Origin of the sequence: Methermicoccus shengliensis DSM 18856 (assembly GCF_000711905.1) — an archaeon.
Lineage (GTDB): Archaea > Halobacteriota > Methanosarcinia > DSM-18856 > Methermicoccaceae > Methermicoccus > Methermicoccus shengliensis.
The window spans coordinates 252,589-270,279 of sequence record NZ_KL543983.1; the positions used below are offsets into that span (position 1 = coordinate 252,589).

19 protein-coding genes and 1 tRNA gene are annotated in these 17,691 nt (G+C 60.2%); 16 read left to right on the top strand and 4 right to left on the bottom strand.

The window, feature by feature from the left end; genetic code table 11:
- Positions 1 to 4: 4 nt before the first annotated feature.
- The 7 genes from BP07_RS07825 to BP07_RS07855 all read left to right on the top strand — a co-directional run bounded on the left by BP07_RS07825 (position 5) and on the right by BP07_RS07855 (position 4,934).
- Positions 5 to 75: transfer RNA gene (locus BP07_RS07825), tRNA-Gly, on the top strand.
- Between the two features lie 103 nt (positions 76 to 178).
- Complete coding sequence (locus BP07_RS07830) at positions 179 to 1,186, top strand: hypothetical protein (protein ID WP_042687663.1); 1,008 nt, start codon at positions 179 to 181, stop codon at positions 1,184 to 1,186.
- 36 nt (positions 1,187 to 1,222) lie between these two features.
- Positions 1,223 to 2,353, top strand: coding sequence for an ABC transporter permease (locus tag BP07_RS07835; protein ID WP_276624023.1), 1,131 nt, complete (start codon positions 1,223 to 1,225; stop codon positions 2,351 to 2,353).
- Complete coding sequence (locus BP07_RS07840) at positions 2,346 to 3,017, top strand: ABC transporter ATP-binding protein (RefSeq protein ID WP_042687669.1); 672 nt, start codon at positions 2,346 to 2,348, stop codon at positions 3,015 to 3,017. Before BP07_RS07835 ends, BP07_RS07840 begins: the two co-directional genes overlap by 8 nt.
- A gap of 30 nt (positions 3,018 to 3,047) precedes the next feature.
- A complete protein-coding gene (locus BP07_RS07845; RefSeq protein WP_042687672.1) occupies positions 3,048 to 3,485 on the top strand; it encodes a ribonuclease III domain-containing protein in 438 nt (145 codons plus the stop codon).
- A 131-nt stretch (positions 3,486 to 3,616) separates the two neighbouring features.
- Entirely contained in the window at positions 3,617 to 4,042 is a 426-nt protein-coding gene (locus BP07_RS08485) for a hypothetical protein (RefSeq protein WP_052353359.1), read from the top strand.
- Between the two features lie 7 nt (positions 4,043 to 4,049).
- Positions 4,050 to 4,934 (top strand): hypothetical protein, encoded by an 885-nt coding sequence (locus BP07_RS07855; RefSeq protein ID WP_157203159.1) that lies wholly within the window; start codon positions 4,050 to 4,052, stop codon positions 4,932 to 4,934.
- A gap of 3 nt (positions 4,935 to 4,937) precedes the next feature.
- On the opposite strand, the gene BP07_RS07860 is transcribed toward BP07_RS07855, so the two are convergent.
- The 3 genes from BP07_RS07860 to gatE all read right to left on the bottom strand — a co-directional run bounded on the left by BP07_RS07860 (position 4,938) and on the right by gatE (position 8,266).
- Positions 4,938 to 5,144 (bottom strand): hypothetical protein, encoded by a 207-nt coding sequence (locus BP07_RS07860; RefSeq protein ID WP_042687679.1) that lies wholly within the window; start codon positions 5,142 to 5,144, stop codon positions 4,938 to 4,940.
- A gap of 258 nt (positions 5,145 to 5,402) precedes the next feature.
- Positions 5,403 to 6,365: an NOG1 family protein gene (locus BP07_RS07865; RefSeq protein WP_042687681.1), complete on the bottom strand. Its 963-nt coding sequence runs from the start codon at positions 6,363 to 6,365 to the stop codon at positions 5,403 to 5,405.
- A complete protein-coding gene (gene gatE, locus BP07_RS07870; RefSeq protein WP_245597086.1) occupies positions 6,362 to 8,266 on the bottom strand; it encodes a Glu-tRNA(Gln) amidotransferase subunit GatE in 1,905 nt (634 codons plus the stop codon). Before gatE ends, BP07_RS07865 begins: the two co-directional genes overlap by 4 nt.
- A gap of 48 nt (positions 8,267 to 8,314) precedes the next feature.
- Here gatE and BP07_RS07875 point away from each other — a divergent pair, with 48 nt between their 5' ends.
- The 9 genes from BP07_RS07875 to cutA all read left to right on the top strand — a co-directional run bounded on the left by BP07_RS07875 (position 8,315) and on the right by cutA (position 17,245).
- Positions 8,315 to 8,611 (top strand): hypothetical protein, encoded by a 297-nt coding sequence (locus BP07_RS07875; RefSeq protein ID WP_042687683.1) that lies wholly within the window; start codon positions 8,315 to 8,317, stop codon positions 8,609 to 8,611.
- Positions 8,611 to 9,165, top strand: a complete 555-nt coding sequence (gene mobA / locus BP07_RS07880; RefSeq protein ID WP_052353360.1) for a molybdenum cofactor guanylyltransferase — start codon at positions 8,611 to 8,613, stop codon at positions 9,163 to 9,165. The genes BP07_RS07875 and mobA overlap by 1 nt, the downstream gene beginning before the upstream one ends.
- 184 nt (positions 9,166 to 9,349) lie before the next feature.
- Positions 9,350 to 9,922 (top strand): 4Fe-4S dicluster domain-containing protein, encoded by a 573-nt coding sequence (locus BP07_RS08490; RefSeq protein ID WP_052353361.1) that lies wholly within the window; start codon positions 9,350 to 9,352, stop codon positions 9,920 to 9,922.
- On the top strand, positions 9,919 to 10,797 hold the full coding sequence (locus BP07_RS07890) for a CoB--CoM heterodisulfide reductase iron-sulfur subunit B family protein (RefSeq protein WP_042687684.1): 879 nt from the start codon (positions 9,919 to 9,921) through the stop codon (positions 10,795 to 10,797). The genes BP07_RS08490 and BP07_RS07890 overlap by 4 nt, the downstream gene beginning before the upstream one ends.
- Positions 10,794 to 13,847, top strand: a complete 3,054-nt coding sequence (locus BP07_RS07895) for a CoB--CoM heterodisulfide reductase iron-sulfur subunit A family protein (RefSeq protein WP_042687686.1) — start codon at positions 10,794 to 10,796, stop codon at positions 13,845 to 13,847. Before BP07_RS07890 ends, BP07_RS07895 begins: the two co-directional genes overlap by 4 nt.
- Before the next feature lie 2 nt (positions 13,848 to 13,849).
- Positions 13,850 to 14,275, top strand: coding sequence for a hydrogenase iron-sulfur subunit (locus BP07_RS07900; protein WP_042687688.1), 426 nt, complete (start codon positions 13,850 to 13,852; stop codon positions 14,273 to 14,275).
- Positions 14,272 to 15,411, top strand: coding sequence for a Coenzyme F420 hydrogenase/dehydrogenase, beta subunit C-terminal domain (locus BP07_RS07905; RefSeq protein WP_042687690.1), 1,140 nt, complete (start codon positions 14,272 to 14,274; stop codon positions 15,409 to 15,411). Before BP07_RS07900 ends, BP07_RS07905 begins: the two co-directional genes overlap by 4 nt.
- Positions 15,412 to 16,932, top strand: a complete 1,521-nt coding sequence (locus tag BP07_RS07910) for a molybdopterin-dependent oxidoreductase (protein ID WP_042687692.1) — start codon at positions 15,412 to 15,414, stop codon at positions 16,930 to 16,932.
- Complete coding sequence (gene cutA, locus BP07_RS07915; RefSeq protein ID WP_042687695.1) at positions 16,919 to 17,245, top strand: divalent-cation tolerance protein CutA; 327 nt, start codon at positions 16,919 to 16,921, stop codon at positions 17,243 to 17,245. The genes BP07_RS07910 and cutA overlap by 14 nt, the downstream gene beginning before the upstream one ends.
- 150 nt (positions 17,246 to 17,395) lie before the next feature.
- On the opposite strand, the gene BP07_RS07920 is transcribed toward cutA, so the two are convergent.
- Positions 17,396 to 17,680: a hypothetical protein gene (locus tag BP07_RS07920; protein ID WP_042687703.1), complete on the bottom strand. Its 285-nt coding sequence runs from the start codon at positions 17,678 to 17,680 to the stop codon at positions 17,396 to 17,398.
- Positions 17,681 to 17,691 lie beyond the last annotated feature (11 nt).

Here is a 17,691-nt window from a genome sequence, read left to right on the forward strand (position 1 = left end):
GTGAGCGCCGATGGTCTAGTGGCATGACTTTGGCCTTCCAAGCCAACAGCACGGGTTCGAATCCCGTTCGGCGCACTCCTCTCCTCTTTGCCAAAATGTGCGGGTGCGGGTCGACAGTGCACAGCTCCCATCCCAGCAGCCCCACCAAAACGTATTAAACCAGCCCACGAAATGTTCGGTGGGTGATAGCATTCACGGGCTTCTGCCTCTCGTTCTGGTGCTGAGCCTTGCCACCTCGCCCCTTTCGATATCCGACGTGCATGCTGGCGATGGCTGGGCGGAGTTCACGCTCACGGCACAGGAGAGCACCAGCGTGCGCGCCACCGTGCTCGATGAGGACGGGGATGTGGTGATGGCCCGCACAATTCCGATGGCTGGCGGGGTGGCGCACAGGGTGCTCACGTGGCGCCCGCTGGAGCAGGGCTCATATGTGCTCGTGCTCGATGCCAATGGGACGAGTGTGAGCTACCCATTTAGCGTGCGAAGGCCAGTGCTCTCTGGCTTCAGGGTGTCCAGCACCTTTGCATCCTCCGAGGGGTGCACGCTGGTGCTCTCCCCCACCTCCACCGAGATGCGTCTCGTGGACATCACGTTCCAGCTGCTCGTTGGGCATGACGGGGTGTACGAGCCCGTTGAGCAGCACACCAACACCTCCATCCCAGTGGCGCAGCCCACGGTGGTGCACCATCGATGGAGGTCGGTGCTCGCCGATGGCAGAGAGTATGCGGCGAGGATGAGGGTGAGCGCCCATGGCGAGGGCATCATGGCATCGTACATCGTGCCCTTCACGGCGAGGATGGATGCCGAGATATCAGAGGTGTATGCGGACGAGGACGGCGTGAGCATCACGGTGCAGGGAAGGAGCATGGTGCCCCTCGATGCGCTCGTGGAGGCAGAGGTGAGCAATGCCACCCGCACGGTGCGGGAGAGCACCCCATGCCCCTACATCACGCTGGGCTCCGACTCTGTGGACGTGATGTGGAGCGAGCGCCTATCCCCCGGAAGGTATGGTGTTGTGGTGCGCATCCTCTCCCATGGCGAGGAGCTCGACCGCTTTGAGGGCGTGCTCGAGGTGGAGCAGAGGGCACGCCCCTCCCCGCCCCCAGCCACCCCAGCATCGGATGGCATGGGCGTCCTTCTCACAGCCCTTGGGGTGCTAATCGCCCTGCTGCTCAGGAGGTCGTAGCCTACGAGGCCAGAGCTGTTCATCGCACTTCGGCACATCACCACAAGAAGGCGCCAGAGCGCCCTCTCGGCGGTGGCGATAGCGGCTGGGCTCGCGATATTCATCGTGATGAACGCCATGATGGTGGGCTTCACAGAGGAAATAATAGACCTCACGGTGGAGAGCTCACCGAGCGTGGTGGTGCTGCCCAAGCCAGACGAGGAGTACATCCACCTGTACCATGGGCTGGAGCGCTATGTGCTGGGCATCGAGGGTGTAAGCGAGGCATCTCCCGTGCTGCTCCAGCAGGCAGTTGCCACATACAAGCACAACAGCAGGGGGGTGTCCGTGAAGGGGATAGACCCTCCACGTGCGGTGGGCGTGCTGCCCTATGAGGAGAAGATGCGGGAGGGCACCATATATGCCATATCCTCGGAGCACTCGGTTATACTGGGGGATGCCCTCGCCCAGCACCTCGAGGTGGACGTGGGAAGGGACATCACGCTGCTCGTGCCCTCTGGAGCACGCGCCCAGCTCAAGGTGGTGGGCATAGTGGACACAGGCACGCCAGAGGACGAGGTGCTCGTGCTGATGTCCCTCGGGGGTGCCCAGAGGCTGTTTCACACTGGGGACGTGATAACGAGCCTCGAGCTGCGCACATACGACATCCATGCCGCACAGGGGGTGGCAGAGCGCATACGCCACGACACGGGCTATGCTGCCAAGAGCTGGATAGAGATGAGCGCCGACATATTCAGGACGATAGAGATGGAGGGCACATTCATGGCACTGTTCTCGGTGTTCATCATGGTCATCGTGGCGCTCGGCATCGCAAACTCGCTGCTCATGATGGTGTTCGAAAAGACCAGGGACGTGGGCATGCTCAAGGCGATGGGAGCCACGGGAGGGCACATACGCAACATATTCCTGCTGGAGAGCGTGCTGCTCGCACTCTTCGGGATGGCGATTGGCACGCCCATTGGCGTGCTGCTCTCCCATGCAGTATCGCTCTATCACATCACCGTGCCCAGCGATATCTACATGGTGAGCACACTGCCCGTCGCACTTAGGCTGCGGGACGTGGTGCTCATCGACCTGTTCGTGCTCGCAATCACCGTGGTGGCTGGGGTGTATCCAGCGACAAGGGCGGGCAGGCTCGACCCGGTGGAGGCGCTGCGGTATGAGTGAGATAGTGCGGGCCGTGGGGCTGCACAAGGTGTACACGAATGGTGCGAGCACGCACGTGCTCAAGGGGCTTGACCTCGTGGTGCAGAGGGGGGAGATGGTCGCCATCATGGGACCCTCTGGGTGTGGAAAGAGCACGCTGCTCAACATACTGGGCTGTCTGGACAGGCCCACCGAGGGGGAGGTGTACATTCGTGGGGTGGACACCTCCACGCTGAACGACGATGCGCTCGCACATCTTCGGTGCACCACGATGGGGTTCGTGTTCCAGCACCACAACCTGCTGCCCGAGTTCAGTGCCCTCGAGAACGTGATGGTGCCAGCCCTCATTGCGGGCATGGGGCAGAGGGAGGCATCGATGCGGGCACAGTGGCTGCTCGAGGAGGTTGGGCTCTCCCCCAGGATGCACCACAGGCCCGCAGAGCTATCGGGTGGTGAGAGCCAGCGGGTGGCAATCGCACGTGCGCTCATGAACGAGCCAGAGGTGGTGCTCGCAGACGAGCCCACGGGCAGCCTCGACACAGCCTCTGCCTCTGTGGTGGTGGAGCTCATGCACGAGCTGAACAGGAGGGGATACACGTTCCTTCTGGCAACGCACAGCGAGAGGCTCGCACGGGGATGCTCGAGGGTGGTGCGGATGGTGGACGGCCGTGTGGTGGACGAGTAGCTTTTATACATCGTCCCCGCTCTTCCACACATGCACGAGCTCGAGAGGGTGCTGGGGTATGAGTTCAGGGACGGAAGGCTGCTCACAAGGGCACTTACGAGAAAGGCGTATGCAAGGGAGCACGGGCTGTCCGACGAGGAGCATCAGGAGGCACTTGCCACGCTGGGCGATGCGGTGATGGACGTGGTGGTGCTCGAGGAGCTCATACGGAAGGGAGTGGAGAGCAAGGGGGAGCTTTCGAGGCGAAGGGCAAGGGCGGTGTATCGTGAGAGCCTGAACCGCATAGCAAGGGAGATGGGGCTCGAGCGCTACGTGCGGTTTGGTGCTGGGGAGAGGGCGAGCGGTATATGGGAGCACTCCCACCACGTGCTCTCAGAGTGCCTCGAGGCTCTCATCGGGGCGGTGTATCTCGATGGAGGGATGGAGGAGGCTGGGAGGGTGGTGAGGAGGGTTGTACGTATTTCCTAAGGGCTAAGCGACCGCCACATCACCACATAGTAAACTTTAACTATCTACCTGTCAAACAAACTATCGGTACTCTATTGGGTAGTCTTGGAAGAAGGATGCGAAGAGAACCCTTTTCATAGGGAGAGGGTGCGATGGTGTTGAAGATAGAGAGTATGATAGGGGAAAGGGAGCGCTACCTATTGACGATACTAAAGCACGTCGGAAAGATAGAGGGGCGCACTCGATTTCAAAAAATGATTTTTCTAGGGCAAGAGGAGCTTGGGCTGCCTCAGCTTTTTGACTTCTCAATACATTACTATGGCCCGTACTCGGTGGAGCTGACAAGGGCGATTGAGCGTTTGCTCTCACAAGGCTACATAGTAGAGGACGTTGAAGAGATAGGGGATTACATTAGGTATACCTATAGGCTATCCGAGAGAGGTAAAGCAGAAGCTGAGAGAGAGCGTGCTGAAATAAGTGATGAAAGCATCCAAATTTTGAAGACGCTCAGTGAAGCGCCTCTCAGTGCAATATTGGCATATGTCTACAGCAAATACATTCCAGATACCGCTCAATGATTCGTATGTGGGTATTGTTGGCCCCTCAATGAAGCTGGAGCAGTGCATCTTAGAGCTCGTTAGCAGGCTGGACGATGATATACCACTTAGAGAGTTTTTTGTTGGGAATACATTTTCAGACCTTTTTAAGGAGCACCGTGATTTCCACACATTTGTGAGCTCGAAACAAATTTTTCCAGCAGTGTATCTACAAAACTCTGGGCATGACACTCTGGACTTTTTTGCTGGGATGCTTCAGGGGGCTAACGCCGTATTTCAAGAGAAACTCAGCAGAAATCTGGAGGACGTATGTAATAAGGCGGTTGATATCGGGATTTTTGAGCCTCAAACCTATATTGATGAGGTGAACGGCAAACTTCATTTGGTGCTTGGAAAAGATGACAATGGAAATCCACATGAGACTCGTGGGATTTTTTATAAAATTTCTGATGATTTGTATGAGTTATGGATAAAACCAGAGTATATTGGTAAGATGTTGGAGGTGTGGGTGTACACACTCTTAAAAAAGCACTTAAAGCAGCTGAACGTTCTCCCCAATGTAAGCGTTCGAAAGAAACCACATACAGTGCCCAAATCTGCAAAGGAAATCACACCTGAAGAGGCGTCCTATGTCCTAACTGAGATAGACTGCATGATAATGGACGATGGAGGAGTGCTCGGCATAATAGAGTGCAAGATGAAAGATGTTGGGTGGGAAGATGTGTTAAAGTTTTATGGAGCACTGAAGTTTTTGAATGCCCATTTTGGGGTCATTGTTGTGGGACGTGGAGAAACATTTAAGACAGACATGGAGTTTGAAGAGATAAAAATAATTCCGAATGCTGTAAAAAGACAAGATTTTCCTGAGATTCTCATAAAATGGGTGGATAGGTGGGTAGCCAAAGAGAGTTAACCCTCATCCCACTCTCCTGAGGTGCTCTCCATCTGGACAGTACATGCCAAGGGCATCCTTGAGCTCCTCCAGCATGCCACACGCATCGTCTGGAGCGAGCCCGAACACGTCCGAAGGCACGGCAGAGCTCCCGCTTGGGCATGCCGTAGTACACGCTCTCCCGCACACACTCGTATATGCAGCGCTTGTGCTCTCCGAGCGGGAGCGCATCGCTCACCTATACTTTAACCTTATGCCGACCGTGACGAGTCTGCCTGTGCACCTCGCATATGTTGGCGGTGTATCTCAGCATGTGGGCACTGCGTTGCCATGTATATCTCGATGTGTCTCTCACTCCCTCCATTGATGTGTGCCATCCGCTTCCTCGGGGTCGCTCACGTAGGAACAGGAGGATGTGGGAGAGGGGAGGTAGCGCTCCATCTCGTGGAGATGCCCAGCGGCCATGCACTGGCACCAGAGCTCGTGGTGCTATCGCGTACGTGAGGGATGTGAGTCCTCCTCTCTCATCATCTCCACCAGCCTCTCGATTGCCGCATGCAGGCTCTTCTGGTCGTGCACCGAGACCTCGATGTCTGCCTCCTTCACACTCCTGAACAGGGGGTGGTCCCGCTTGCTTGCAGCCACCAGCACGGGCTTTTTTGTGAGGCGGATGCGCTCGAGCAGGGCGAGCTGGTCGGAGAGGGCATAGCCGCACGTCTCGGTGCTGTCCACCATGAACAGCACCACGTCCCCAGTGCACGAGAGCACTGCCTCGGCAGTGCGCTCTATCGTGCTCATCCTCTCTCTGTCCAGCAGCCCGGGGATGTCCACCAGCTGGATGCGCCCCTTCTCATGCTCCACATGTCCCACCGTTATGCCCTTGGTGGTGAAGGGATATGGGGCGACCTCCGGTGTCGCAGAGGACACCGCAGCCACGAAGCTGGACTTGCCGACGTTGGGAAAGCCCGCCACCACTATGGTGGGTGCATCCTGCAGCTCTGGCAGCCCGTCAAGAAACTCCCTCGTGCGCTCCAGCAGCTCGAGGTTCCCCCTGACCTGCCTCACCACCGAGACCATGCGTCCAGAGGCCTTCCTTCTCACGGCATTGGGCTCTCTGCCCTGCCGAAGCTCCCTCAGCGCCTCTTTTCGGAGGGCGGCAATCTCCCGAGCAGCCCAGTCGAGAGAGCCCAGCGCACGGCGCACATCGTCCACGCCCACGTGGATGTCTATGAGCTCACGATACAGCGGGTGCATCGCGGTGAGCGAGGGAAAGCGCCGTGGCAGGCTTTTGAGGTTGTCCGCAAGGATGCTGGAGGCGGTCATGATGAACGCCTCTTCTGCCCTCTTTCTGTCCGCTGGGGTGCGTCTGGGCTTTCCCCTCCTCGCCCTTGCTGCCCTTCGAAACGCCTTGTCGATGAGCTCGTCTGCCCTTGGCACGTGTGGTGCTCTCATGCCTCATCCAGCGTCTGCCGTATTTTCTCGGAGAGCATGGCGCTCACTCTCTTGCCGTCCACCTTTCCACGAAGCTCGCCCATCACCACACCCATCAGGGGTCCCACCGCACCCATGCCACGCTCTCTCACGAACTCCATGCGCTCTGCCACCACCCGCTCGATGAGCTTCTGCACGTCATGCACGTCCACGCCAGAAAGCCCGCGCCTCTTCATGGCGTCCCGTGCGGTGAGCTGGGGTTCGTGTGCCATCTCGGAGAGCACCTCTGGGATGCCCTCCTTGGCGAGCTCGCCCTTGGCGTACAGCATGATGGCGTCCCGTATGTGCTCTTCGGTGAGGGCGTGCACTGGCACCCCCTCCCTTCTGAGGTCGGTCAGGGTGGACGTGAGCGTGCCAGCCACGAGGGAGGGCGGGGCGCCCTGCTCCACGAGGGACTCGAACAGCTCAGCCATGTCGGAGTACACGATGTGGGACGCCACGTCCCTCGCGATGCCATACTCGCTCGCAAGGCGCTCCACCTTATCATCGAGCAGCTCTGGTATCTCGATTGCCTTAATGCGCGCGGGGTCTATCACCACAGGAGGTACGTCTGTTTCGGGATACATGCGGGCAGAGCCCGGAAGCGGCCGCATGTACGCCGATGTGCCGTTGGGAAGCGCCCGTCTGGTCTCGTTGGGCACGCCCTCAAGGCACATCCGCGCCCGCATTGCCACCTGCTCCATCGCTGCCCGTGCCCGCCTCTGCTCGTGCGCCACGAGCACCACGCAGTCCTCGCTGGATGCGCCCATCTCCCTCATGATGGTGTCCACCTCTTCCTGCGTGATGCCGTATGCGGGAAGCTCGTCCGTGTGGAATATGCCCCCGACGCCAGCCTTCTTGGCATAGTCGGAGAGCTCGCTTCCAAGCCTCCTGTTCGGCTGAATCTCTGCGCCAACGAGCCCTCCAAAGCCGTAGAGCGTGCACGCATACACCACACCTCCCTCATCGATGGCACGGCGTATCACTCGGCTTTTGGTGTCCCTGAGGAGGGGAGTGATGTCGCGCGGCTCTCCCACGTGCGCCCCCCGCCTCACGAGCTCATCTCGTATCCGAAGCAAGTTCACCTGCCGCATCGCCTCGTATGCCACGCTCGCCTCCACGAGGGATAGCTCCTGCACCCCCTTGATTTCGATGCGCGCACCCCCTCTTATGGACACGTTCACATCCTGCCGTATCGTGCCTATGCCCCGCTTCACCCGCCCAGTGGAGCGCAGCAGCATGCCGATGTAGCGTGCCACCTCACGGGCGTGTGCTGGGCTTTTGATGTCTGGCTTTGTGCCAATCTCCACCAGCGGTATCCCGAGGCGGTCGAGGGACCACACCACCTCGTCGCCCCTGTCCTCCACCTTCTGGCACGCCTCCTCCTCGAGGCACAGCACGCTTATGCCCACCTCCCCCTGTGAGGAGGGTATGTGCCCGTCCGTGCCTATGAGGGCGGTGCGCTGAAAGCCCGAGGTGTTGGAGCCATCTATCACCGTCTTGCGCATGGTGTGCACCTGCTCTATGATGTGCACGTTGAGCATCTTCGCAATCAGCAGGGCGATGTCCAGCGCCTCCTCATTGAGGGTGGTCGGAGGCTCCTCGTCGCTCTCCACGAGGCACGTGGTGTCGTACCCCTTGTACACGTGCCTCTTCGTGTGCACAGCCTCGATGAGGGCTGCGGCGTCCACCTCCCCCATCTCGCTTCGTGCTGGCCGAAGGTATCGGAAGAACTCGTAGCACGCTTCATCGGTGTCCCGTAAGGTGGTGGGGCTTCTGCAGAACAGCTTCTCCTTGGAGTCGAGCTGCTGGTGTATCTCCAGACCTGCCACGAGCCCCAGCGTCTGAAAGTCCAGCTCTGAAATGTCGGAGATGAGCCTCATGATGAGCGCTACATAGATATACCCTTTAGATATAGTTTTGCTGAGAACATGGCACGGGACATTGTGATAACGCTCATAGGTGTGGTGATAGGCGTGGTGTTCGGCATCTCCGCCATATCCACGCTGGTGGACATGCTGGCATCCTCGCTCACGGTGCTACAGACGCTCGGTGCCCCATCTGCGATGTGGCTGCTCGTCTCGGTGGTGGTGGCGCTCCTGTTCATAGCGTACGTGCGGGTGGTCGCTGGGCTGATAACGGGCATCGTGCTCGGAGCGGTGCTCAACATGCTCTCGGTGGCATACTACGGGCAGGACATCGTGAGCATTATACAGGCGATGCTGTGATGTACGACGTGCTGGTGCTCGCGGGCGGCAGGTCCACGAGGCTGGGGCGTCCCAAGCACCTGCTCATCGTCGAGGGGGAGCCCCTCGTGCGAAGGGTGGTGCGAAGGCTCGGAGGACGGGCTGTGGTGTGTGCATCGAGTGGCACCGCACGGGACGTCGAGCGTGTGCTTTCGGACATGGACGTGCAGGTGGTGCTCGACTCGGTGGAGGGCATGGGTCCTGTCGGAGGTATGGCGAGCGGACTTGCGGCGTGCACACGTGAGTGGGCGGCGGTGTGCGGGTGCGACATGCCCTTTGTTTCGAGGGAGGTGCTCGATGCGCTCTATGCCAGAAGGGAAGGGGTGGATGCGGTGATACCCGTCTGCGGAAAAAGGCAGACGCTGCACGCCCTGTATCGCAGGGAGAGTGTGCTTGCGGCGTGCGAGCTTCTTTTGAGAAGGGGAGGGGGAAGCGTGCTCGATGCGCTCTCTGGCTTGAGCGTGCGGTACGTGCCCGTTGAGGAGGAGAGGTGCTTTTTTGGCATAGACACGGTGAGCGACCTGATACACATATAGTCCAGGCTCTGACGTGCTGACCTCAATCTTGCCAATCGACAGTGCCTCTGGGGCATCCACGGAAGAGTGGGTGCACCTGCAATAGTGCAAACCTTTTAATAATACTCCCCTCTGTTTAGGTAGAGCTTTACAAAAGCGAATAGCAACCCCCACAGCGTGGGTGTGCACTTGGACGGGTGATGGGATGGAAGTAGCGGAACTCGACCCAAATTTCAAGTACGAGGTGATGAACGAGCCTGGTGGTGAGGAGATACGGATGTGTTTTAGCTGCACGGGGTGCACCGTCAGCTGTCCAGTCTCTGAGATAAACCCTGCATACAACCCGAGGAGGTTCATCCACGAGGTGCTGCTGGGAATGAGGGAGCAGGTGCTCTCTGACCCAGCCCTGTGGTACTGTGTGCAGTGTCACTCGTGCTACGAGTACTGTCCCCAGAACGTGAGGGTGACCGAGGTGATGGGCGCCCTGAAGAGCATCGCAGCACGGGAGGGCAAGAGGGGCGGCATCAAGCTCGACACGAGGCTCCCAGAGTTCGAGGAGTCCTTCACTGAGTCCATCATAAAGCATGGCAGGGTGTACGAGTCAATGGTGTTCATGATGCACATTCTCAAGACAGGGGGCCTGCGGGGGCTTCTGGACTATGCCCCAGTGGGGATGAAGATGTTCTTCAAGGGCAAGCTTCACCCCCTGCCCCACGACATAAAGGGCACAGAGCAGATAAAGGCAATACACCGGGCGGTTGAGGAGGCGACAAGATGAGGGCGTACTCGTACTATCCGGGATGCACGCTCGAGGGCACGGAGGCAGAGTACAACAAGTCGTGCGTGAACGTGTGCAAGCGCCTTGGCGTGGAGCTCAGGGAGATAGCGGACTGGAACTGCTGTGGAGCGCTCGAGACCACCTCGGAAAAGGCGCTCGCTCTGTCCCTCTCTGCACGAAACGCAGCGATAGCCGAGGGCATGGGGGACATGGACTGCGTGGTGCCGTGCAACATATGCTTCAACAACCTGAGAAAGGCACAGCACGAAATCGTCAACGACACGAAGGTGGGGAAGATAATAAGGAGGTCGCTGGAGAGCGCTGGGCTCTCCTATGAGGCGAAGGTGAGGATAAGGCACCTGCTCGACGTGCTCGTGAACGACGTGGGTCTGGAGAGGATAGGCCATGAGGTAAAGCGCCCGCTCGAGGGACTCAAGGTAGCGCCATACTACGGATGCCTCGTGGTCAGGCCCTCGGTGATATGCCAGTTCGACAACCCCGTCAACCCCACCTCGATGGACGAAGTGCTGAAGGCGCTTGGAGCAGAGGTGATAGAGGACTTCTCCCACAAGGTCAAGTGCTGTGGGGGCTCCACCCTCATGGGCGACATGGAGACCTCGTTTGCGCTCACGAGGGCTGTTCTCAAGGAGGCGAAGGACAGGGGGGCGGACTGCATAAGCGTGGTGTGCCCCATGTGCCACACGATGCTCGATGCTCAGCAGGGCAGGATAGAGAGTCATTTTGGTGAGAGGTATCGCATGCCTGTGCTGTACCTCACGCAGCTCATGGGGCTGGCGTTCGGCATGGACCCGGTGGATGTGGCCATGGGCAAGAACATCGTCTCTGCAAAGAATGTTTGGGAGGCTATAAGATGACCGAGAAGGTGGGTGCTGTTGCGGTTATCGGCGGCGGCATAGGCGGAATTCAGGCGTCGCTCGACCTTGCGGACAGCGGCTACAAGGTGTACCTCATCGAGTCCGACGTGTCCATAGGGGGCGTGATGGCACAGCTCGACAAGACGTTCCCCACCAACGACTGCTCGATATGCATCCTCTCGCCCAAGATGGTGGAGGCGAGCAGACATCCCAACATCGAGCTGCTCACGTTCTCTGAGGTGAAGGGGCTCAAGGGGGAGGCTGGACACTTCAAGCTCAAGGTGCTTAAAAAAGCACGCTACGTGGACGAGACGAAGTGCACTGGGTGCGGGCTGTGCATGGAGAAGTGCCCCGTGAAGGTGGACGCCGAGTTCGAGGAGGGGCTCGCAAAGCGCAAGGCAATATACATCCCGTTCCCGCAGGCTATACCGAGGGTGGCGCGCATCGATGCGACAAAGTGCCTGTACCTCACGAAGGGCAAGTGCGGCAACTGTGCCAAGGTGTGCGGTCCAAAGGCGGTGAACTACGAGGACAAGGACAAGGAGATAGTGCTGGACGTGGGCGCGGTCATCATAGCCACGGGGTTCGAGCCCTATGACCCCTCGCACCTCGCACAGTACCATCCAGAGCACCCAGATGTGATAACCTCGATGCAGTTCGAGCGGCTGCTGAACGCCTCTGGCCCCACTGGAGGGCACGTGGTGCGGGGCTCTGATGGCAAGCCGCCCAAGCGCATAGGCATCATCCAGTGCATAGGGTCGAGGTCGAAGAACCCAGAGGAGGGAAGGCCCTTCTGCTCGAGCGTGTGCTGTGCGTACGCCACCAAGGAGTCCATGATAGCGGTGGAGCACGACCCCAACCTCGAGATATACATATTCAACATCGATGTCAGGGTGTTCGGCAAGAACTTTGAGGAGTTCTACCAGCGTGCCCAGCGGGACTACGGAATCAAGTACATAGACTCCAGACCCAGCGGGGTGAACGTGCGGGAGGACGGCTCGCTGTACGTGGTGTACGAGGACCACGATGCTGGGGGCGTAAAGACGATGGACCTCGACATGGTGGTGCTCTCCGTTGGTCTGGACACCAACCCCTCTCTCAGGGAGCTCGCGAAGGCACTTGGCATCGAGCTGGACGAGTTCGGGCACGTGAAGACGTCCACCGTGGCGCCAGTGAACACATCGCGCGAGGGCGTGTACGTGCTCGGTGCAGCCTCTGGTCCCAAGGACATCCCGGACACCGTGGCGCAGGCATCTGGAGCCGCAGCCAAGGCAGAGGCGCTGCTCGCAGAGGCACGGGGCACCATGGTCACCGAGAAGGAGCTTCCGCCAGAGAAGGACGTGAGCGGCGAGGAGCCGAGGGTGGGCGTGTTCGTGTGCCACTGCGGTCTCAACATAGGGGGCGTGGTGGACGTGCCCGCGGTCGCGGAGTACGCGAGGACGCTACCCTATGTGGTGTATGCGATAGACAACAAGTACACGTGCTCCTCGGACACACAGGAGGTCATCAAGCAGGCAATCAAGGAGCACAACCTCAACCGTGTGGTGGTGGCGGCGTGCACGCCGAGGACGCACGAGCCCCTGTTCCAGAACACGTGCCGTGAGGCTGGCCTGAACCCCTTCCTGTTTGAGTTCGTGAACATCAGGGAGCACTCCTCGTGGGTGCACATGAAGGAGAAGGACAAGGCGACCGAGAAGGCGAAGGAGCTCGTCAGGATGGGGGTCGCCAAGGCCGTAAAGCACAGGCCCCTGTACAGCGAGCACGTGCCCATCGTGAAGCGGGCGCTCGTGCTCGGCGGGGGCGTTGCGGGCATGACCGCGGCGCTCGACCTTGCGGACATGGGCTTCCCCGTGGTGCTCGTTGAGAAGGAGGCGGAGCTTGGAGGGCTGGTGAGACATCTCACCGAGCTGCACGACGGCTCCTCTCCGAGGGACATCCTTGACCCCATGATAGAGCGTGTGATGAACCACGAGCTGATCACGGTGTACACCGAGTCCGAGCTCGTGGAGAACGAGGGCTTCGTGGGCAACTTCAGGGGCGTGATACGCACCCCCAGTGGAGACGTTCCAGTGGAGTACGGCGCAGCCATCGTTGCCACGGGAGCTGTGGAGCTGAAGCCACAGGGGCTGTTCGGATATGGCAAGTACGCCAACGTCATCACGCAGCAGGAGCTGGAGGAGAGGCTCGCCAGCGGGTTCTCTGCAAAGAGCGTTGCCATGATACAGTGTGCTGGTGCGAGGGTGCCAGAGCGCACATACTGTGCGAGGGTGTGCTGCACGTACGCCATCAAGAACGCCATCCGCATAAAGAGGCAGAGCCCAGACACCGAGGTGTACGTGCTGTATCGGGACATCCGCACCTATGGCATGGCGGAGAGGCTGTACGACGAGGCTCGAGACCTCGGCGTGGTGTTCATCAAGTACGAGGCAGACAGGCCCCCAGAGGTCGAGGATGGGCATGTGAGGGTGTACGACCGCCTCGCCCGGCGTGAGGTCAGCATCCCCACGGATGTCGTGGTGCTCTCCACACCGCTCGTGGCGCCAGAGGATGCCGAGAAGACCTCGCTGCTGTTCAAGGTGCCGATAGACGTGGTGAGCGGGTTCTTCTTCGAGGCACACGTGAAGCTGAGGCCAGTGGACTTTGCCACTGCAGGCGTGTTCCTGTGCGGTGCCGCACAGGGCCCGAAGAACATCGCAGAGAGCATATCGCAGGGCTCTGGTGCCGCAGCGAGGGCGGCAACTGTGCTCGGCAAGCCCCACCTCGAGACCGAGGCAATCGTCTCGAAGGTGAATCAGGACAGGTGCATCGGGTGTGGTGTGTGCGTGCCCATGTGCCCGTACTCTGCCATCTCGCTTGAGGACGTGGAGGTGGAGACGTGCGGCGTGGTGCAGGTCGTGAGGCGTGCGTACATCAACCCGGCGGCGTGCACGGGCTGTGGCACGTGCGTGGCGGCGTGCAACCCCGGGGCAATCGAGCAGATGCACTTTACCAACGACGAGCTGCTCAACCAGATGAGGGCTGCGTTTGCCTTCAGAGAGGGAGGTGAGTAGTGATGAGCGAGGAATGGGAGCCCAAGATAATCATGTTCTGCTGCAACTGGTGCTCGTACGGAGGCTCGGACACGGCAGGGGTGGCGAGGTTCCAGCAGCCCCCCACCACCCGCATCATCAGGGTGATGTGCTCTGGCAGGGTGGACCCCACGTTCGTGCTCGACGCCTTCCTCGAGGGAGCGGACGGCGTGCTGGTCACGGGCTGCCACATCGGAGACTGCCACTACATCAATGGCAACGAGAAGACCAAGGTGAGGTACGAGTTTCTAAAGCGTGTGGTGGAGGAGTTCGGCATAGAGCCCGAGAGGCTCAAGCTCGAGTGGATATCGGCGTCCGAGGGCGACAAGTTCGCCTCGTTTGTTAAGCAGGCGACCGAGGACATCAAGAAGCTTGGACCCTCCCCGCTCAAGCCCGAGGTGGTGGAATGAACGTGGGCGAGTGCTACATCGGATGGGCAGTGGACGAGGACGTGCGAAAGAGAGGGGGCTCTGGAGGGCTCGTGGTAGCCACGCTCGCCGCAGCCCTCGAGAAGGGGCTGGTGGAGAAGGTGCTCGTGCTCAAAAAGCACAGCACGTACGATGCCGAGCCAGTGCTCACGAGCGACCCAGAGGAGGTGCTCGCCTCTGCGGGCTCGCTGCACGCCGTGCCAGCTGCCCTGTCCAAGAAGATACCCTATGGGGTGAAGGTGGCAGCGGTGGGCAAGCCCTGCGACATACGGGGCATGTACCAGATGGCGCTGCGCCAGCAGTTCAACCTCGATGACACCTACCTCATCGGGCTCAACTGTGGAGGCACGCTGCCCCCAGTGCCCACCCGCCAGATGATACGGGTGATGTACGGCATCGACCCAGACGAGGTGGTGCACGAGGAGATTGCCAAGGGCAATCTGATATTCACCACGAGGGACGGACAGGAGCACGCCAAGAAGATAGACGAGCTCGAGGAGGCTGGCTTTGGAAGGAGGGAGTCGTGCAGGTACTGCATCGTCAAGATTCCGACCAACGCAGACTTGGCGTGCGGCAACTGGGGCGTGCCCAAGGACAAGCTCGGGGCAGCCACGTTCGTGGAGGTGTGCACCGAGAAGGGCGTGCAGCTGCTCACAACGGCGGTGGACGCTGGGTATGTGCAGGTGGAGCCGGCATCGGACAAGAGCAAGGAGATACGCAAGAAGGTGGAGAAGGCGATGCTCGACCTCTCTGCCAAGTGGAGGGAGCGCATCTTCGTGCCGATAGAGAACAGGCTCGAGTTCTACCGTGAGGCGCTTCGGCACTGCATACTGTGCAATGCGTGCAAGGAGGTGTGTCCCGTGTGTGCGTGCGGTGAGGACTCCAAGTGCACCACGATGCCCTCCTCGCTCGAGACGCACAACCACGAGTTCTACCACCTGATTCGGTTCCTGCACATCATGGACTCGTGCGTGGCGTGCGGGATGTGCACCGATGTGTGCCCTGCCGAAATCAAGGTGAGCACGCTGCAGGCACGCTACTCGCTGCCGTTCCAAGAGGAGAAGGGATACGTGGCTGGCATGAAGCTTGAGAAGCCCCCATTCTTCGAGGTGGAGTAAATGAAGTCGGTATGTCCTGGGTGCAACTTTGGATGCGGGCTGTACATACAGCCTGCCGAGCCGTGCGGGGTCGTGCGGGAGTTTCGCAAGGGGTGTGAGGTGAACGAGGGCAAGCTGTGCAAGTTCGGAGTGCAGCTTGCTCGCTACTACTTCCCGCCCAATGCCTCCAGAGTGGACGGCAAGGAGGTGGCGCTCGATGAGGCTGTGGAGGAGGCATCCAAGAGGCTGTCCTCGCTGGATCCGGTGGATGCGGTGGAGTTCGTGAGCTTTGGAGGAGCCCCGTCCGAGGAGCTTCTGGCGCTCATAGAGCTCGCCCGTGCGAGGGGAGCGGTGCCCCAGATGGGGCTCGGCGTGCTCTCCAGGCTGCCGAAGGAGGCATACCCCTCGATAGCCACTGGTGCGGCGTATGCGGACGTGGAGAGCGCCAAGACGGTGGTGCTCGTGGGTGTTGACCCCCACGAGCAGTACCCCCTCATCCTGCGCCGCATTCTCAGGGCAAAGCAGAACGGTGCGAAGGTGGTGTTCTGTGGCTGGCGCGACCCGAGGGGGCTTGCGGACGAGCTCGTGCTGCTGAAGCCCTCCACGTGGCAGGAGCAGCTCGCAGGACTCAGAGAGAGCCTCGAGGGAGCAGAGGATGCCGTGGTGATATCGGACGTGCACCCCCTCACTGAAGGGGCGATGCTCGCACACACGCTCAACCTCGCGAAAGCCATCGGCGCAAAGCTGCTGCTGCTAAAGCCCTTTGCCAACGTGAGCGGCATGATGCTGCTCCTGACCCCAGATGAGCTTTCGGCACAGAAGAGCCCTGAGCAGCTCATCTCGGAGGTTGAGCAGGGCAGCATAAAGGGGCTCGTGGTGCACGAGGTGGACCTGCTCGAGGCGCTGCCCCAGCCAGAGAGGGTCAGGGCTGCACTCGAGAAGCTCGACCTGCTCGTGTACGTGAGCTCGCGCAGGAGCCCGATGTGCGACATTGCGCACGTGGTGATAGCCCCAGAGCAGTTCTGGCAGAAGCGAGGCATCGTGGTGAACAACGAGGGCAGGCTGCTCGAGCTTGGCGGCGAGGGTACCGAGGGGCTCACAGCGCTCTCGAGGCTCGCCGTGGCATGTGGTGGCTCGGAGCTCTCGTTCGAGGATGCGCATGCGAGGGTGCTCGCAGCCTCGGGCACGGAGCAGGTGGACGAGTACAGTGTGCCCTCCTATGAGAGGGGCGAGTATCCCGAGGTCGAGGTGCCAGCCGCCACAAACGCCGAGAGGGCGCTCGTGCTCGCATACACCCCGTTCACGTGGCGGGACAGCGAGGAGGCGTACGTGGTGGTGGGAAGGAAGCTGGTGAGCGAGGCACATCTCAAGAGGGGCAACCTCGCCATCGTGCGCACTGATAACGGCGAGGGCAGATACCCGTTCAGGCTGGAGCACGTGGCAGATGACGTGGTGCTCACGTTCGGAAAGCTGCCCCTTGCTGCCTCTTCCATCACACCCCTCACATCGGTGGAGAACGCCCGCTGGTATGAGGCAGAGTAGGCACATCGTGGTGTACACCACCTGTCCAGACGTGGACAGCGCCAAGACGATAGCACGCACGCTGCTGGAGAGAAGGCTGGCGGCGTGCGTGAACATGCTTTCCATCAGCTCGATGTACTGGTGGAAGGGCGCACTGGAGGAGGGCGAGGAGGTGGGGGTGCTCATCAAGACCACCTCAGATAGATATGAGGACATCGAGAGGGCTCTCTCCGAGATGCATCCCTACGAGCTTCCCGCCCTTCTGGTGCTGCCCGTCTCTGGTGAGAGGCGGTATCTCTCGTGGATAGAGGAGAGCGTTGCTGAGCAGGGCTAACACCTTCCGAGCGCCTCCTCCACCACCCTCGTGGAGAGGGGCGCCACTCTCCCCCGGAGCTGGCATCTCTCCGATGCACACGAAGTAGTGAAGCGTGCTTCCCGGGCTCGTGATGAGCACCCTTGCACCCTTTGAGCACACTTTTCCTGCCTACCATGAGGTACCCCTCTCCATACCTCGCATGCGCGGTCCTCGTGGGCTGGATGCGGGTGCCTCTGGGAAGCTCCAAAAGCGCGATATCGTATGCCTCGAGCTCGAGCACGCGGCATGGGCGCGTGCGCGCGTGCCATCCCCCACCACTATTGGGCGAGTGCATCCCTTTACCACGTGGGCGGCGGTGATGGCGTATGCGTGCTCTCCGTGCTGCACCACCATGCCGACCATGCCGCGGCTGCTGCCGCCACAGCGCACACGCGAGCCCGCACGAATCATCATTGGGAGAGTGT

What these genes read in the sequence shown, in the direction of transcription:
- BP07_RS07840 (WP_042687669.1), top strand. Translation starts at nt 2,346, where the DNA reads ATGAGTGAGATAGTGCGGGCCGTGGGGCTGCACAAGGTGTACACGAAT.
- BP07_RS07845 (WP_042687672.1), top strand. Translation starts at nt 3,048, where the DNA reads ATGCACGAGCTCGAGAGGGTGCTGGGGTATGAGTTCAGGGACGGAAGG.
- BP07_RS08485 (WP_052353359.1), top strand. Translation starts at nt 3,617, where the DNA reads ATGGTGTTGAAGATAGAGAGTATGATAGGGGAAAGGGAGCGCTACCTA.
- BP07_RS07860 (WP_042687679.1), bottom strand. Translation starts at nt 5,144, where the DNA reads ATGCGCTCCCGCTCGGAGAGCACAAGCGCTGCATATACGAGTGTGTGC.
- BP07_RS07865 (WP_042687681.1), bottom strand. Translation starts at nt 6,365, where the DNA reads ATGAGAGCACCACACGTGCCAAGGGCAGACGAGCTCATCGACAAGGCG.
- gatE (WP_245597086.1), bottom strand. Translation starts at nt 8,266, where the DNA reads ATGAGGCTCATCTCCGACATTTCAGAGCTGGACTTTCAGACGCTGGGG.
- BP07_RS07875 (WP_042687683.1), top strand. Translation starts at nt 8,315, where the DNA reads ATGGCACGGGACATTGTGATAACGCTCATAGGTGTGGTGATAGGCGTG.
- mobA (WP_052353360.1), top strand. Translation starts at nt 8,611, where the DNA reads ATGTACGACGTGCTGGTGCTCGCGGGCGGCAGGTCCACGAGGCTGGGG.
- BP07_RS08490 (WP_052353361.1), top strand. Translation starts at nt 9,350, where the DNA reads ATGGAAGTAGCGGAACTCGACCCAAATTTCAAGTACGAGGTGATGAAC.
- BP07_RS07890 (WP_042687684.1), top strand. Translation starts at nt 9,919, where the DNA reads ATGAGGGCGTACTCGTACTATCCGGGATGCACGCTCGAGGGCACGGAG.
- BP07_RS07895 (WP_042687686.1), top strand. Translation starts at nt 10,794, where the DNA reads ATGACCGAGAAGGTGGGTGCTGTTGCGGTTATCGGCGGCGGCATAGGC.
- BP07_RS07900 (WP_042687688.1), top strand. Translation starts at nt 13,850, where the DNA reads ATGAGCGAGGAATGGGAGCCCAAGATAATCATGTTCTGCTGCAACTGG.
- BP07_RS07905 (WP_042687690.1), top strand. Translation starts at nt 14,272, where the DNA reads ATGAACGTGGGCGAGTGCTACATCGGATGGGCAGTGGACGAGGACGTG.
- BP07_RS07910 (WP_042687692.1), top strand. Translation starts at nt 15,412, where the DNA reads ATGAAGTCGGTATGTCCTGGGTGCAACTTTGGATGCGGGCTGTACATA.
- cutA (WP_042687695.1), top strand. Translation starts at nt 16,919, where the DNA reads ATGAGGCAGAGTAGGCACATCGTGGTGTACACCACCTGTCCAGACGTG.
- BP07_RS07920 (WP_042687703.1), bottom strand. Translation starts at nt 17,680, where the DNA reads ATGATGATTCGTGCGGGCTCGCGTGTGCGCTGTGGCGGCAGCAGCCGC.